This is a genomic window from Pseudanabaena sp. PCC 6802 (genome assembly GCF_000332175.1).
Classification (GTDB): Bacteria; Cyanobacteriota; Cyanobacteriia; order Pseudanabaenales; family Pseudanabaenaceae; genus PCC-6802.
Window position 1 is genome coordinate 245,967 of record NZ_KB235914.1, and the last position, 15,245, is coordinate 261,211.

Here is a 15,245-nt window from a genome sequence, read left to right on the forward strand (position 1 = left end):
CGAATTGAGTAAATCTTACAGGGTAGCTATATTAGGTGCTACTGGTGCAGTTGGTACGGAATTAATGGCACTGCTACAGGAGCGGAAGTTTCCACTGAACGAACTTAAGTTACTTGCTTCAGAAAATTCTGCTGGCAAGCAGGTGCAGTTTGGAGATCGCCTGTTGACGGTCGAGACCGTGCAAGCAAGTTCGTTTGACAATGTAGATCTGGTTCTGGCATCGGCGGGTGGTTCCATTTCCAAACAATGGGCACCCATCGCAGCTAAAGCAGGAGCGGTTGTTATTGATAACTCCAGTGCCTTTCGGATGCGATCGGACGTACCGTTAGTCGTGCCAGAGGTCAATCCTGATGCCGCGCGCGCTCATCAGGGCATCATTGCTAATCCCAACTGCACGACTATTTTGATGAATCTAGCCGTCTGGCCTTTGCATAAGGTTAAGCCAGTGAAAAGAATTGTAGCGGCGACATATCAATCAGCTAGCGGCGCGGGAGCGCGAGCTATGGAAGAAGTCAAACTACAATCGCAAGCAATCCTAAATCGCGAGCCACCAGAAGCGAAAGTTTTGCCCTACCCTCTAGCGTTTAATCTCTTTTTGCACAATTCGCCGATGACGGCAAATAGCTACTGCGAAGAAGAGATGAAGATGGTGAATGAAACTCGCAAGATTTTTAACGAACCGGAGCTGAGAGTTACGGCTACTTGCGTGCGCGTGCCAGTTCTGCGCGCTCATTCCGAGGCAATTAATCTGGAATTTGATACCCCCTTCGATCCGGAATCAGCCCGCCAAATTTTGAGCCAAGCGCCGGGCGTGAAACTGGTTGAAGATTTTACTCAAAACTATTTCCCCATGCCCATTGAGGCTAGTGGCAAGGATGAAGTTCTCGTCGGTCGGATTCGCCAGGATATTTCCCATCCTAACGGGCTGGATTTGTGGTTGTGCGGCGACCAGATCCGTAAAGGAGCGGCACTAAATGCCATTCAAATCGCAGAACTATTAATCGAGCAAAACCTGATTTAACCCTTATGGGAATTACTTACGTGAATGCTGAAGTCCAGATCCCCCCTAGCCCCCCTTAAAAAGCAAGGAATCTTGCAAGTTGCCCCAAAGAGAGGGTTGGTGGATCTGTTGTGTGTAAGTTCTGATGTATCTTTGCTTTTTATTGCCTAACTGTTTATGGGTGGAATTGACTTTGGTAGCTTATTGACCGCTATGGTAACGCCTTTCAGTTTAGAAGGCGAGGTTGACTATGTCAAAGCCGAGCAACTTGCCATGCATTTAGTCGATCGCGGCACTGATACGCTGGTTGTCTGCGGTACTACGGGCGAGTCTCCTACACTGAGCTGGGATGAAGAATACAAACTCTTTCAGGTAGTCAAGCAAGCTGTAGCAGGTAAGGCGAAAATTGTGGCTGGAACTGGCTCGAATTCCACCTCTGAAGCGATCTCCGCCACCCAAAAAGCCGCTTATCTCGGACTGGATGGCACGTTGCAAGTAACGCCCTACTACAACAAGCCCCCGCAAGAAGGTCTGTACCAGCACTTCGCCGCGATCGCCCATGCCGCCCCAGAACTACCCATAATTTTGTATAATATCCCTGGTAGGACTGGTTGTAAGCTGGAACCAACAACAGTCGCGAGGCTGGCTGAAATTCCCAATATTGTAGCAATTAAAGAAGCTACCGGCGATTTGGATCAAGCCAGTCAAATCCGAGCTACTACCCCCAGCGATTTTGCTATTTATTCTGGCGATGATTCATTGACCCTGCCACTCATGGCTGTTGGTGCGAAGGGAGTCGTTAGCGTGGCATCGCACCTGGTTGGTTCTCAACTAAAGGCAACGATCGCTGCCTTTAATGAAGGTAACGTCCAGTTGGCAACCCAGTTACACATTCAACTCTTTCCCCTGTTTAAAGCTTTATTTCTCACTACCAACCCAATTCCAGTGAAGTTGGCGCTGAAGATAGTTGGTCTGGATACGGGTGTAGTGCGATCGCCATTGGTGCAAGGCACCCCCGAACTTGAAGCGAAGTTGCGATCGGTTATGAGCAGTTTGGGTATTATCTAATGAACTATTGAGAGTAATTTTTAGTCATTTATTTATCCTGCGATCTATTGCCGCTGTAAAAAAGCCATTGCCGTACGGGCAGAGAGGGTGAGGGCGCAAGTTTAAAGTTTTTTAGATTTTCAGTTTCTCAGTTTTTCAGGTTTCCATTTCATTTGTCGTTTATATAGAAAGCCAAGTCAGAACATATGTCAAAAACTTCTAACGCTCCCGCACTCAAGATTATTCCTCTGGGTGGTTTGAAAGAAATTGGGAAAAATACGTGGGTGTTTGAGATTAACGATGAGATTATGCTCCTTGATGGTGGGCTGTCGTTCCCAGAAGATGGCATGCATGGGGTGAATATCGTGCTGCCGGACATGACCTATCTGCGGCAAAATCGCCATAAGATTAAAGGCATGATCGTTACCCACGGACATGAAGACCATATCGGCGCGATCGCTTTTCACCTGAAGCAATTCGACATACCAGTTATCTACGGCCCTCGCCTGGCGATGGCTCTGTTAGAGGACAAATTGCGCGAAGCGGGCGTACTGAATCGTACGGAATTGCGCCGCGTTGGCCCGCGCGATATGGTGCGGGTGGGGAATAGCTTCTTTGTGGAATTTATTCGCAACACTCACTCGATCGCCGATAGTTTTACCGTAGCGATCAACAGCCCGGCAGGGTTAGTGATCCATTCCGGCGATTTCAAAATAGACCACACACCTGTTGATGGCGAATTCTTTGACTTCCAACGCCTCGCCGAACATGGCGAAAAAGGAGTGCTCTGCCTGATCAGCGACTCCACCAATGCCGAAATACCTGGAGTTACGCCATCAGAGCGAGCAGTCTACCCCAACCTCGAACGCGCATTTGCCTCCGCCAAGGGCAGAGTAATTGTGACCACGTTTGCTTCGTCAGTGCATCGTGTCAACATGATTCTGGATATTGCCGAGAAGCAAGGCCGAGTTGTCGGTATTGTAGGGCGCTCCATGCTTAACGTGATCGCCCACGCTCGCACGTTAGGCTATATCAAGTGTCGCGATGAACTGCTCCAACCGCTGCAAAATCTGCGACATTACAACGAAAACCAGATTTTAATTCTGACGACGGGTTCGCAGGGCGAGCCGATGTCAGCCTTGACGCGCATGGCAAACGAGAGCCATCCTCAGCTAAAAATCCAACCCGGCGATACAGTAGTCTTCTCTGCCAATCCCATCCCTGGCAACACCATCTCGGTCGTGCGCACGATTGACAAGTTGATGGCATTGGGAGCTACGGTCGTCTACGGCAAGGATAAAGGCATCCACGTTTCTGGTCATGGCGCGCAGGAAGATCAAAAACTGATGTTGGGCTTAACCAGACCGAAATTCTTTTTCCCCGCTCACGGCGAACTGCGCATGTTATTGCAACATAGCAGGATGGCACAGGCAATGGGCGTACCGCAAGACCATGTCGTGATTGCGGAGAATGGCGATGTGGTTGAGGTCTGCCAGGATTATATTCGCATTGCCGATCGCGTTCCTGCAGGCATCGAACTGGTGGATTCCTCTCGCGAAGGTGTAGTAAATGGCGATGTCCTGCGCGATCGCCGTCAAATTGCTGGCGATGGAATTGTCACGATAGCGATCTCGGTTGGACTGGATGGCAAATTATCGGCAGTACCGGATATTCAGCTTAATGGCGTAGTGCTGTCTATGGAACGCGCTGCCCTCTTTAACATGCTGAGCGAAACCGTTGAGAAAAGCCTGGAGCGGACCTGGCTGGAATTTGCCCGCAATACCCTGGAAATCGATTGGACGGGGCTGCGCTATCAACTGGAGCGCGATATCAGCAAGGCTTTACGTAATTACACGCAAAGCCGACCCAAACTGGTTCTGTTACTCCAAACTCCAATCTTGTCTGGCGCTCCTATTGTATCTGCACCTGTAACTACCACTCCTGCGGCTGGCAAGCGCCGCCGTGCCGCTGCTGTATCTTAATCATAGGACTTACGCATTGAATGCTGAGATTCAAGATCCCCCCTAGCTCCCCTTAAAAAGGGGAAATCCCAGCTCCCTTAAAGAGGGAGTTGGGATTTCTGTTTTGCGTAAGTCCTGTTGGTATTAGCTTCAGATAGGGATTTAGCTAGCGCGATCGCCTAGCGACCCAGAGTTCAGTAGATTCGAGCCATTCTGACTATGGCGTAACGATAAAATCATTAGGACTTGTAGAAAAGAAGTTGTTGACAGAAGGGATCGAAATTTTCCCCGTAACAGCTCCTACTGGTACAGTAGCTCTAATTTGATTGCTGGAGACAAATTCGCTAGGAGCATTCACTGTATCGCTGTTTGGGTCTGCGGGGTTAAATCCCGGAAAACTGACGAAGGAGGGATTCCCAGGGCTGAAATTCGTGCCTGAAATCGATAGCTTAATGCCAGTTGACCCACGAGTTGGCAATATTGCCTTGGCAATAAAATAGAATGCAATCTATAGAGCAGCATAAATAATAGATGGATGCTTAAAGTAACTCCTAATGTGGGCAGGCAATCTCTGCAATTTCTGCAGTTGAGATAGCAATCTATGTTTTAATTGACCCAGGTTTCGCGTCAGAGGTTTGGCGTGAACTCCCTGTTTCACATCACCATTGAAATACTCTACTGGATTCAACTGCGGCGCATAGGAAGGCAAATAAAATAACTCGATCTCCTGGGAGTGCTGTTCTAACCATTGCTGCACGGGGCGCTCTCGATGGACGGGATGGCGATCCACGATCCAAAACAGTTTGCTTGAACGCTTGTCAATCAACCGTTGCAGAAATTCAATAAATACTGGGGCTGTCAAGGTACAGGTGTAAAGCATAAATTGAATCGTGCCTTGATTACTGATGCTAGCAATGAAATTCAACCGTGTCCGCTCGCGTTTACTAGGACGAATTTCAGGGGGATGCCCCTTGGGTGCATAACCTCGCCCCCCATACTCATCAGAACTGAGTCCCGATTCATCTCCCCACTCGATTTCGGCACCTTCTGCTTGTGCCCGTTGCTCAATCGCGGGATATTCTTCCTGTAACCAGTGTTTCACGGCAGCGGGGTCTTGCTCATAGGCACGTTCGATCGGCTTCTGGGGGCTGTAGCCCCATCGTTTGAGGTATTCCCCCACTGTGCGGATTGGCATCTCCACACCTAATTCTTGCTCGATTAAGGCTTTTACGGCTCGTCTACTCCACAAGGCGCTCTCGATCTGGTATTCCTCCGGGCTGTGTCCCCGCAGCATTGCTTCAATCGTTGTTTCCTCTGAGGCACTTAAACTGCGCCCTTCCCCTACCTCTCGTCCTCGTCGCTGCTGAAACAGGGCTGCTTCTCCGTAATCTTGATACGCCCACCACCACTCCGTAATCGTGTTACGATGAATCCCCAGGTACTCACTAATATCACATACTCGTTTCCCTTGTTCTCGCAACCGGATCGCTTGCTGTCGAAGGTAATTTTGCGTCTCTATCGATAGGTGTCGGCCATCTGGTTTATCCATGTCAAACCTCCTTGTGCCTTTACTTCTATTATCCTATGCTTTCTTTTTCATTGCCGGAGCAATAACCCTGTAATTGTGGGACCTACGATGAAGTTGTTAGCACTTGTTGCCGATCCAGCAGTAGTATTAACGGTCACGGGGCCGGTAGTTGCGTTCAGGGGCACCATCGCTGAAACTCTGGTGGAGCCATCACCAGTTAAGCCGACTAATGTAGCAGGCATTCCATTAAACAGTACGCTGGTGGTTCCAGAGAGATTAGTGCCCTGGATTGTGACCCAGAATCCACCTGGCAGAGCCGGTTGAGAAAATCCTGTAATTGTGGGTTGGTTGTTTTGTAATGGTGCAGTTGAGACTGCGACATCGAGCAAACTATCACCAGTAGCGCGGAGCAAGGGCGGTGTAATTCCAGGATTGAGCGGAGGTATGGCTGTAGCCGCACCCGTATCCAAATTGACACAGTATAGAGTCGATCCAGAGACAGCAACGGCATTGTTGACCAGATTTTGAGGATTAGTATAAATATCCATCCCTGCGACGGGGGCAAAGTTCACACCGAGAGAACCAATCGTTCGGTTGATGCCGTTTGCCGTCTGATTAGGCCCCGTAACAACCTGATTGGAACCGACCGTAGCTAGACTCTGGATCGTCAGCACGTCCTTATCGGAGTCGATGTTGTACAGGACGGTTTGGGTAGCATTGGGAACGTTATTCGTGTAGGCTCCAGCAGTAATGTTGGGATCTACACCTTCATTGCGATCGCCATCTGCATATACTAAACTTAGTTGCGGATTGGTAGCGCTGAGATCTACACCATTGGCATTGGCAACAGCTAAATTCTGGTCATTACTGCCGATCAAGCGCAGAGCATTGACAACGGGATTGAAATCCATCAAAGATTGGAAACCCCCATCGAAGCTAGTTGGAAGGGTACTGACAAACTTAGTCGCACCGCTAGCGGGATCGATAATGTAGATAAGATCGGTATCCGTTATCCCATAGAGCAGGTTGTTGGCTGGGCGAAAGTCGATTCCCTCTAAATTCCCTTTAATGTCTGTTACTTGCACGGGATTCACAAATAGACCAAGACTGGGATTATAGGTGAATAGAGTATTGTTACTGTCGAGGGCTATAATAGGCTGGCTGACTGGCAAACTGGAGCAGGGGACTGGGAATGATGCCACCTGCGCAGAAGCAGAACCAACGTTAGCAATCAGGCTAACCAAACTGAAGAAGATTGCTGCAACAAGCATTGATAACCGCTTGACAGCATTACAAAAAAAGATTCGCATCGGATAATCTCCTGGAAATTGCGTGTGAGTGCAGTTCTGGGCAGTAGAGCTTTGTTTTGGTGAACTCTTTGCATAGAACCTTGAGTGTAGTTTGTCTCAACCCACTGTTCATTTCCCAGTCCAAAATCTATTCAGTTTGTCTTTGTTGATGTTTAATTGATACTCAATTTGTATTCAGCTAATTTCGCGCTGCCATAGCATATTTGTTACTCGTTCGATCCCAGTTTTAAGGTGGCGACGATAGGTACTGAAGGGTAAATCCAATAACTCCGCTGCCCGTTCCTGGGTAGGGGCAGGATGCAGGTATGTCCGATCTAAGGCGCGATATAGTTTTTCATCGCGAGGAGCAGATCGCAGCGATGCTATTATCTCTTCGATCGCAGATTGTAAAGTTGCGATACGTTGATTCATGTCTGTCTTATCTACAGTGTGCTCCACAATTAGCCGCGATCGCAGAAGAGGATTTTGCTGCAAGATATTGGGACTGCTCAGATGGCGGAGGGCGTGTTGTACGGCTTCGACAAACTCTGCCTGACTGAGAACTAATAAAGGTTCGCTGACGTGAGTTGTATTGGTAGCCTGGACTGAGGCGGCAATTTCCCTTTGGGCGAGTAACTCCTGCCAAGCTGCGGGTGAGAGGACGCGCCAGTCGTGTCCGTATGCGCCATAGCATTTCCCTCCCACAGTAAAGTCAGCCTCTGGCAACCTGGTTAGATCGGCATAGGCAAACATCGCTGCCCATGACTCCGGGTCAGCGCAGGGTAGAAAGGTAAATGCCAATCCTGATGTGTTTCGGTAGTATTGAACGAGATTGATAAATATGAGGCTTTGAGTTGGCGATACATTCTGGTATGTATCTCGTGCCATCCAAAAACGAAATAAAGAAGCTCCTTCTCCCGATCGCAAAGGAGCGTGTTTGTGTAGGTATTCCCAAGCGGCGATCGCAGCGGGATCGGCGCGCAGGTCAGATTCGCTTGCTTGATGCAGGGCGATCGCCATCACAAAGCCAGCAAGCTGCGGCTGTGCGTCGCGAAATACCATGACGCTATGTGGTTGTCGAGCTAGCCAATGTGCGGCAATGCTAGCAGATTCGCGCCCCTCATGCTGCTCCACCATGCGAATCAAAGCAGGAACGTCGCTCTCGCGCATGGTATCAGTTTGCAAGCTTTTGTTCTCTTGCCAGGTAAAGCGGGGGCGAACGGCGGGATTATCGCGATGTAGAAAAATATAATCGAATAGCAAGCGATGTTGTTGTTGACCTTGAGTTTCCTGCAGGCGTTGCGTGTAATACGAACGAGCGCGTCGGTGTAGTTCCACATACCAGTCAGGATTTCGCCAGCGCAGATCTGCAATCAGTACCTCTCGCACGACATCGTGAGGGAATATACCTTGCTGACCTGATTCGACAAAGGAGAGCGATCGCAACCAATTAAATAGCTTATGTACGTCCAGGAGTTCCAGCATCCGCGACAATAAGGCTTCTGTGGTGACTCTTACTAGAGCGCAAGCTTCTAAAGCCATGCGACGATCGGATGAAGGCAGATCCTGGACAAATCGTTCCAGCAGAATTTTGACGATATCCGGCTCTACATCTGTTTGAAATTGGATGTCATGTCCTTGCTCGAATACATCAGCAACTAGAGATAGTGCCAGGGGATGACCGTGAGTAAATTCCAAGACAGACTGGTGTTGTAGTTCTGGAACATCTCGTTTCGTGAGATAGGCTTGACTTTCCTCTGGGCTGAGATTGCGCAATGGCACTACGCGCACGAGAGACTGCCAACCCGAATCGCTACGCCAGGCTGGCGCAGGCGCATGACGGCTAGCAATTACCACTAATACGTTTTCGGTTAGCTGTGGCAGGAAGGTTTCGCGTATCCAATCATCAAGCGGCTCTAAGGTTTCATAAGTATCGAGCAGGATAATAAGACAATCAGATCGATCTGCAAATGCCTGTAATGGCGAATCTGTTGGTTCTAATCCCAAGATCGTACGTAAGGAACTAAGGAAAGATTCGGGCGTAGGTTCGATATTGCGCGTATCTATATAGAGCGATCGGATTTGATGTTGCTCGCAGATACGACAAAACTGCTCCAGCAAGCTGGTTTTACCAACTCCACCAGGGCCAAATACATGTAGTACGTGGAAGGGTAGCTGAGGGGAATCCGCAGACTTAGACTTAAGGATCGCAGTTTGAAATAAATAAAGCTCAAACTTGCGGCCTACAAATCGACGCGATCGCTCAATAGTCAGACGCTCTGCAAGAGATACAGACAGTGGCATAGACAGTACCTCGCTGCTAAAAAGATAAACTGAGTTTTTAAAACGAGTTCAAAATTTAGAAGCCTTTTCTGGATGGGTATACGCTTGTCTATGCTGCTTGGATCTCTAAAGAACAAAATAATTTTTGACACGCTGTTGCGAGCCAGCAAGATCTGGCGATCGCGCCACAGTAAAGGCTTAAAACTCAAACCAGTTCAAACAGATTAATATTTACTTTCTCAGCTATCATCAGGAAGTATAAATCAACCGATTCAATGGAATTCTCTCAATATTTATCTTCTGACTGTGCATATCACCATAAAGATCTAAGTAGCTTAGTTCTGTGGTAGATAACTTGCCTTTTTGCACTCCAGCGATCGCCGCATCAATTTCATCTCGGTTTCTCAGTCCCGTCAAACAAAGATCGACGCAATTTTGGCTTAAGGAGTAGCGATATAGATCGGGTACGGTGGGCTGCCAGCACTGTTTGGGCAGACCGTCAGGAGGATACCACAAAGCACCTGTATGCGATCCGGTAGATTTAAATGTCACAATCCCCGGTCGTTGAGGATCGCTCTCGTTTAAATGATGGAACACCTTGGCTTGGGCGGAGCGATGGGCGACATTATGTCTTACCATCACTACATCCAGCAAAGGGCTGTGCAACCACTGTTGAGCCAGATCGAGATCGTGGAAGGAAGCACCAATATAGCGAACTACCCCCATCCTTTTCATGCGTTCTGAGACACCAAACATCTGTTCGGCAATGCGATGAAATGTGGTATCCTTTCCTCTCATGCCGGGGACTAAATTCAAACAATCGCTCAATGCAGTACCATCATTACTGCCAATCCAGCCCCAAAAAAATATATCCACGTAATCGAGTCCCAGTTCTTTAAATTGGTCATAAAGTGCGGAAAAGGCAACTTCTGGACTCTTAATGTAAGTTACCGTAGCCAGTACGACTTTTTCTCGTACTGCCGAACCGCGCCCGCACAATTTTCTCAAGCCTTCTGCCATAGAGCTATAAATGAAGTGGTGCAAGTCGCTGGAGTAAAAGAAATAGTTAATACCTCGCTCAAAGGCATAGAGCGTGTCTTCACTTGAAATTCCAGCCCCACCACCTAAACCCAAACAACTGACATTTAAGTTGGTGCGACCGAGCGAGCGATAAAAAGGTAAATCCAATGCCGAGTGCTGGCATGCGGCATTGGTTGATGTTACTGCTTCCAGTGTTGATAATTTGGTCATCGTATGGATTATAGCGGTTTTCAATTGAGAACGTTTTTTTTGGGGTGAAGGGGTGGAACCCCTTCTTGGGGGCAACGCCCCCAAACCTCCTACTCCTTCCGATCTGAAAACCGCTATAAGTGTAAATCGGATGGCAATGACATTCAAGAGGAATTCTAATCGACTTCTAAAGGAGTGTAGATATCCTCCGAACTGGGGTTGAGGTAGGGTCGGTGTAAATCGATGCCAAGTTGAGAAAATTGCTGGTAAATTGCTTCTAGACGGGCATTAGGAGACTCATCTCCATTAGCGCGAGCTTCTATCAAACCATTAGCGACAATTTGACAGCGATTCAAGCCAAAGCTTTCCTTATCGGCAAACTTGCGATCTGGCTCCTCAGCTAGAGCGAGGCCGGGTGCCAGGAACTTGGTAAATAGCGGGATATCATCCTTGAAATAAATGCGATGTTCGTTATATACAGACTGAAGCACTTGACAGACACCAGGATAATTACTGCGCTCGAAGTAGAGTACGCCCGCATCGCAGCGATTGTAGTCAAACGGGTTGTACAAAACCTTGAATGTAAATGAGATGTCGATCGCGTTAAGTTGTTGCGTCAAGCTTTGCATCATCGCGATCGCCCCTTCATCTGTCACGTTAAAGTAGACGCGCACGGTTTGGGGATAAGTATTAACGCCGCGATCGCTAGCTGCCATATAGAAGCCATTTTGCACTAAGTTGCGAGGCATCCGAATGGCTACGATATCTCCGAGAGCAGTGCTTTGCTCGGTTGTAGGCAATCGATAAAATTTTGGTTCGGCGTTCGCACCAGTTGGCTCGATGTATAAAGTCAAACCATTCTTTTTGACAAACAGGCTACCATCGCTTTCTTGCCCGACAACCTGCCAACCAGGATCGAAATAGCCTTTTCCCTTGTTGCTGGCGTGCAGTCGGCTGAAAAACTCCAGATCGACTCCTAAGTAGGTATTGTTTTTCTGATGTTTGTGCAACCATATATCGGGCATTTCCGTTTCTGGTGCCAGAACTGTTCTGGAATGTCCGTTATAGTAAATACCATAGAGGAAGCTTTGTAGTTGCGAGCTGAGATATTTATCCAAAAGATCTGGAGATACTGCCCTAATACTGGCAATAGCCTCTTCTGAGAGTTCTAGTGGTTTATAGTCTGGGTGGTGAATGCTGAGATCGGGTTTGATTTCGATTCTATTAACAATATCTTCAAGAGCATCGAACAGCTTTTCTTGCGCAAAGTCACTGGTTGGTTTTTTGAGAGAATTTAGAAGTAGCGTCATAGATTTAATCGCAATAAATGTTGTTGCCGTAAAAATTCATGGTAGGGGCAGGTTTTGTCCGTGCGATATCAGTAAAATCCCAAAACTCCTCGCCAAACCTGCCCTTACATATCGCCGATCGCCATTTGCATTTAGGCAGCAAGTGGAATCAATGGCATCAATTGCTCGGGCACAGTACCAAATACGGTTGTAATTGATTCTTGAGGTCGGCATAACAAGCTTTTCGCCACTTGTAGCAGACAAATACTCGTATTGCCAAAATATTTTTGATATTGAATCATTGCCTGGATTTGTTGAATAAAGCTAAAGCCTGTAAACTGGACAACTTTAACAAGGAAGTCAGGGCGATATTCAATTATTTCTGGAAAAACAGATAAGTATGCTCTCATGAGAGCGGCGATTGAGGGTTGGATAGATTCTAAAGGAATCATTGCTATACGCAAGGATTCTTGAATATCCATAGAATTGTTTACTACCAGATTGCCCAACCAGATTTGCATGTAGCTAGAGATCGTCAATCCCAAATCGAAGGCGGGATCGCCCCAGCCGCAACGCTCCCAGTCAATAATGCGAATACTCTTACTTGCAGTTGCCGCACTAGCAACATACGTTTCCCAGCGATCGTGCAACAAGATATTATTCAATTTCAGATCGTTGTGGGTAAGACAACTTGGTTGGAATGCATTATCCAATTCGGAGATTGCTCGTGCTAGACTGTCATAACGTTGATAAAGCGTGAAGAATTTGATTGCATCGGCAGGTACGCGACCAAAGACTTCGGGAGTGATGCGACTCATACTGCGAGAAAACTTAGCAAAGTTCTCTTTAGGTACGCTCTGGTTATGTTTAGAAATAAATTCTTGATATTGCTCGCCTTTGAATGTAGAACGATGGATTTGCCCTAATGCACTACCGATTACCGTCGCGATCGCGGGTGGAAAACCATTTTTAAGTCCATAGAAACCCGACAGGTCTCGGCAGTCCGTCAGATAGTTAAAAACCAGGATGGATTCTGCTTCGCCAAAATGCAAAATCTCTGGTAGCAACGGGCATAGCATATTGAGTTCGGGAATTGTTTGCAGTAACTCGCGCGTGCGCCATTCTGTCAAAAACTCGCCCGCCGTTTTCCCTTCAGAGTTATAGCGCTCTTGCTTGACCAACAGCTTGCGATCGCCCGGTAGACCGATCAGCAAGTTATAATTTTTGGCATATTTAACTTCGATATGGCTGTTTTCTGCTTCTTCGCGGGTGCAAAGGTCATGTTCCTGCAAATAATTAAATACATTATCCGCGCTTAACACAAATGTCATAATTATCCTCCATCAAATATCTAGCTAAGCAATGTTAATAGGAGATCTAAGCAAGGGGGGCAAATCTTCACCACGCGGAAGGTACAATGGAGAGAAGGCATTAATAATGAGGGGCGACAATTCTCCGCCACGAATGTCGATTTCTGGCTCGGACAAATCGTTCATATAACTTTCAGAATCGGAAAATAGCGTGTAACCAGAGGTAGATAAATCGGAAATTGCGATCGTTGCCATTAGAGTATTTCTCCTGATAGGATTTACAACTTGATTAGATTAAGGAGAGATTGAAATAGAAACTGTTCAATCTCTGTTAGCAAGAATTGCGAGCAAACTAGCGTGCTAGTTTAAGGGGAGACTGTTAGGAGAGCCAGTGACAATCGAACAAAAATTGTTGACGTTATATCTTGTGGAGTCATTACAATTATGAGTGTTACATCGAATAGTCCTACACCAACGCGCAAACTGGAGTGCTGCTAGCTGGGCAAATTGCGAGTGCTGTAATGTAAGGATTCAGGCGGTAGGGGATTGATGCAACACTAACAACACAACCACCGCGCTTAGAGTTAATTTGCTCGTCGGTTAGATCTGACATGAAGCTTTCTAAATCGTTAAATAAATCCGAACCAGCGGGATTTAGTTCGTTAATTTGAATAGTTGCCATGATTTGCTCCTGCGTGAATAGAGTAAGCTTTCAGGTTTAATTCCACTCTCAATTTGTACATCAATTTTGCGTGAAATGATTTGGCAAGTCAAGGTAGAGAGGGATATTTTGCAGACATAAAGGACTCCATAATATCCAAATTAGGAGAAAGATAAATATCCCAGGTTCTACCTAATTTGACTTGTCATTTGCCTGAATTAAGGAGGGATCGAATAGTTTTTAGCTCAACCCCTCATAGCATACAACGGCTAACTTTATTAACCCATTGTCACGGCACAAAGCGGAGAGTAAGGTTTCGTTGTTGGGAAACCGATAGAACAAATTATCGCTGTTGATTGCGTAATTGAAGTTACAGTGGTTGGCTTGGTTGGCCAGCAATCAGCATCGAGACCACCTTGAATTCTCAACTCACCTTCAGACAAATCTTGCAAATAGGTTTCAGCATCATCAAATAGATCTGAGCCGATCGCATTTAGTTCGTTAATGTCAATATTAGCCATGATTTTCTCCTGTGTGAAAAGAAAAAGTTGTATGTGGGATTAAGTGCGTTCTTAATCCCTATTTCAAGCGTTTGCAAAGCAATTTTGTTGCCTATTAGTTCGCAGTATTGGCTGTTGGAGGTACGCAAAGGGGAGAGCCAGTAATGGAAATGCAGTTAGAACAAACATATGTTGACATCCCATCTGTAGTCAATGGAGTTGGCAATAGGGGTGGAATGCATCCATCAATAATGCCGCCTTGAATTCCCAACTCTTCCTCTGACAGCTCTTGTAAATAGGTTTCAGTATCATCAAATAGATCTGAACCAGAAATGTTGAGTTCGCTAATATCAATATTGGCCATGATTTTTCCTCAATAAATAGTGAATTTGGCTCAATATCTTTAGATGGTTTTGAGTAAAAGCCCTTAAAAACTATCATAATTAATATGATTTAAATATGATTTTAAGGGCAAACTCTGACCACAAGAAGATACAAATGCAGTTATTCCACTCTCATTTGTTTTGATGCCAATCATTCTCCGATCTCGCCATACCGCTATTTTTTGGTACTATCGATAACTGTAAAAACTACAACCGTACTAAGAGCGAGATCTGCTCCTCCTACAACACCGCAAACTGGACTGCTACTAAAAGGAGTAGCTGTAATCGTTACAACTCCTCCAAGGCAGCCACCACGAGTAGAGCTAATTTGCTCGTCAGTTAAGTCTGCCATGAAGCTTTCGGAATCGTTAAACAAATTCGAACCAGCAGGATTCAGTTCGTTAATTTTAATAGTTGCCATGATTTTCTCCTATGCGAATAAAGTTAGGTTTAGAATTGATTTAATTTTCAATTCTTGAGTTTATCTTGCAAAAAATAATTTAGTCAGTCAAGCTCAAAGACGTTGTTTTACAGACATAAAAGAGTTCGTTCTATCTGAGCTTCTGGGCAGTCTAAACTTGACTTTATATACATTTATAGGTACTTAAATTAATAGTTAACTTGGCAAAAGTTACTCTGGTTTCTAGCAGGCAAGGATCTGCCAGTAATCTACCATCTGCAAAAATGAGCAGAAAATGAGCACTTTTTGGTCTGGAAATTGAGCAGTTAGATCCGGCATTCTTTGACAAAGCATTAGTTATTCA

General features: G+C 46.4%; 14 protein-coding genes. 3 read left to right on the forward strand and 11 right to left on the reverse strand.

The annotated features are described in order from the left end of the window. Window positions 1–4: 4 nt before the first annotated feature. From PSE6802_RS0106440 to PSE6802_RS0106450, 3 genes are all read left to right on the forward strand, one after another. Window positions 5–1,021 (forward strand): aspartate-semialdehyde dehydrogenase, encoded by a 1,017-nt coding sequence (locus PSE6802_RS0106440; protein ID WP_026103108.1) that lies wholly within the window; start codon window positions 5–7, stop codon window positions 1,019–1,021. 156 nt (window positions 1,022–1,177) lie between these two features. After that, entirely contained in the window at window positions 1,178–2,068 is an 891-nt protein-coding gene (gene dapA, locus PSE6802_RS0106445; RefSeq protein WP_019499230.1) for a 4-hydroxy-tetrahydrodipicolinate synthase, read from the forward strand. Window positions 2,069–2,253: 185 nt separating this feature from the next. Then, window positions 2,254–4,029 (forward strand): ribonuclease J, encoded by a 1,776-nt coding sequence (locus PSE6802_RS0106450; protein ID WP_019499231.1) that lies wholly within the window; start codon window positions 2,254–2,256, stop codon window positions 4,027–4,029. 487 nt (window positions 4,030–4,516) lie between these two features. Here the strand turns inward: PSE6802_RS0106450 and PSE6802_RS0106455 are convergent, their stop codons facing one another. From PSE6802_RS0106455 to PSE6802_RS0106505, 11 genes are all read right to left on the reverse strand, one after another. Then, the gene (locus PSE6802_RS0106455; RefSeq protein WP_019498107.1) at window positions 4,517–5,557 is read right to left on the reverse strand and encodes an IS630 family transposase; all 1,041 of its coding nucleotides are present in this window, start codon (window positions 5,555–5,557) and stop codon (window positions 4,517–4,519) included. Window positions 5,558–5,604: 47 nt separating this feature from the next. After that, on the reverse strand, window positions 5,605–6,846 hold the full coding sequence (locus PSE6802_RS30850) for a DUF4394 domain-containing protein (protein ID WP_019499232.1): 1,242 nt from the start codon (window positions 6,844–6,846) through the stop codon (window positions 5,605–5,607). Window positions 6,847–7,020: 174 nt separating this feature from the next. Next, window positions 7,021–9,129: a hypothetical protein gene (locus tag PSE6802_RS0106465; protein WP_019499233.1), complete on the reverse strand. Its 2,109-nt coding sequence runs from the start codon at window positions 9,127–9,129 to the stop codon at window positions 7,021–7,023. Between the two features lie 228 nt (window positions 9,130–9,357). Then, a complete protein-coding gene (locus tag PSE6802_RS0106470) occupies window positions 9,358–10,359 on the reverse strand; it encodes an aldo/keto reductase (protein ID WP_019499234.1) in 1,002 nt (333 codons plus the stop codon). Window positions 10,360–10,514: 155 nt separating this feature from the next. After that, window positions 10,515–11,648 (reverse strand): T3SS effector HopA1 family protein, encoded by a 1,134-nt coding sequence (locus PSE6802_RS0106475; RefSeq protein ID WP_019499235.1) that lies wholly within the window; start codon window positions 11,646–11,648, stop codon window positions 10,515–10,517. 131 nt (window positions 11,649–11,779) lie between these two features. Further along, entirely contained in the window at window positions 11,780–12,958 is a 1,179-nt protein-coding gene (locus PSE6802_RS0106480) for a phosphotransferase (RefSeq protein ID WP_019499236.1), read from the reverse strand. Window positions 12,959–12,982: 24 nt separating this feature from the next. Beyond that, a complete protein-coding gene (locus tag PSE6802_RS28055) occupies window positions 12,983–13,192 on the reverse strand; it encodes a hypothetical protein (protein WP_019499237.1) in 210 nt (69 codons plus the stop codon). Window positions 13,193–13,403: 211 nt separating this feature from the next. Beyond that, complete coding sequence (locus PSE6802_RS0106490) at window positions 13,404–13,619, reverse strand: hypothetical protein (RefSeq protein WP_019499238.1); 216 nt, start codon at window positions 13,617–13,619, stop codon at window positions 13,404–13,406. A gap of 257 nt (window positions 13,620–13,876) precedes the next feature. Beyond that, entirely contained in the window at window positions 13,877–14,119 is a 243-nt protein-coding gene (locus PSE6802_RS28060; protein ID WP_019499239.1) for a hypothetical protein, read from the reverse strand. Between the two features lie 94 nt (window positions 14,120–14,213). Beyond that, window positions 14,214–14,462, reverse strand: a complete 249-nt coding sequence (locus tag PSE6802_RS28065) for a hypothetical protein (protein ID WP_019499240.1) — start codon at window positions 14,460–14,462, stop codon at window positions 14,214–14,216. A gap of 194 nt (window positions 14,463–14,656) precedes the next feature. After that, window positions 14,657–14,902 carry a hypothetical protein gene (locus PSE6802_RS0106505; RefSeq protein ID WP_019499241.1) on the reverse strand — a complete coding sequence of 82 codons (246 nt, stop codon included), beginning with the start codon at window positions 14,900–14,902 and terminating at the stop codon, window positions 14,657–14,659. Between the last annotated feature and the right edge of the window lie 343 nt (window positions 14,903–15,245).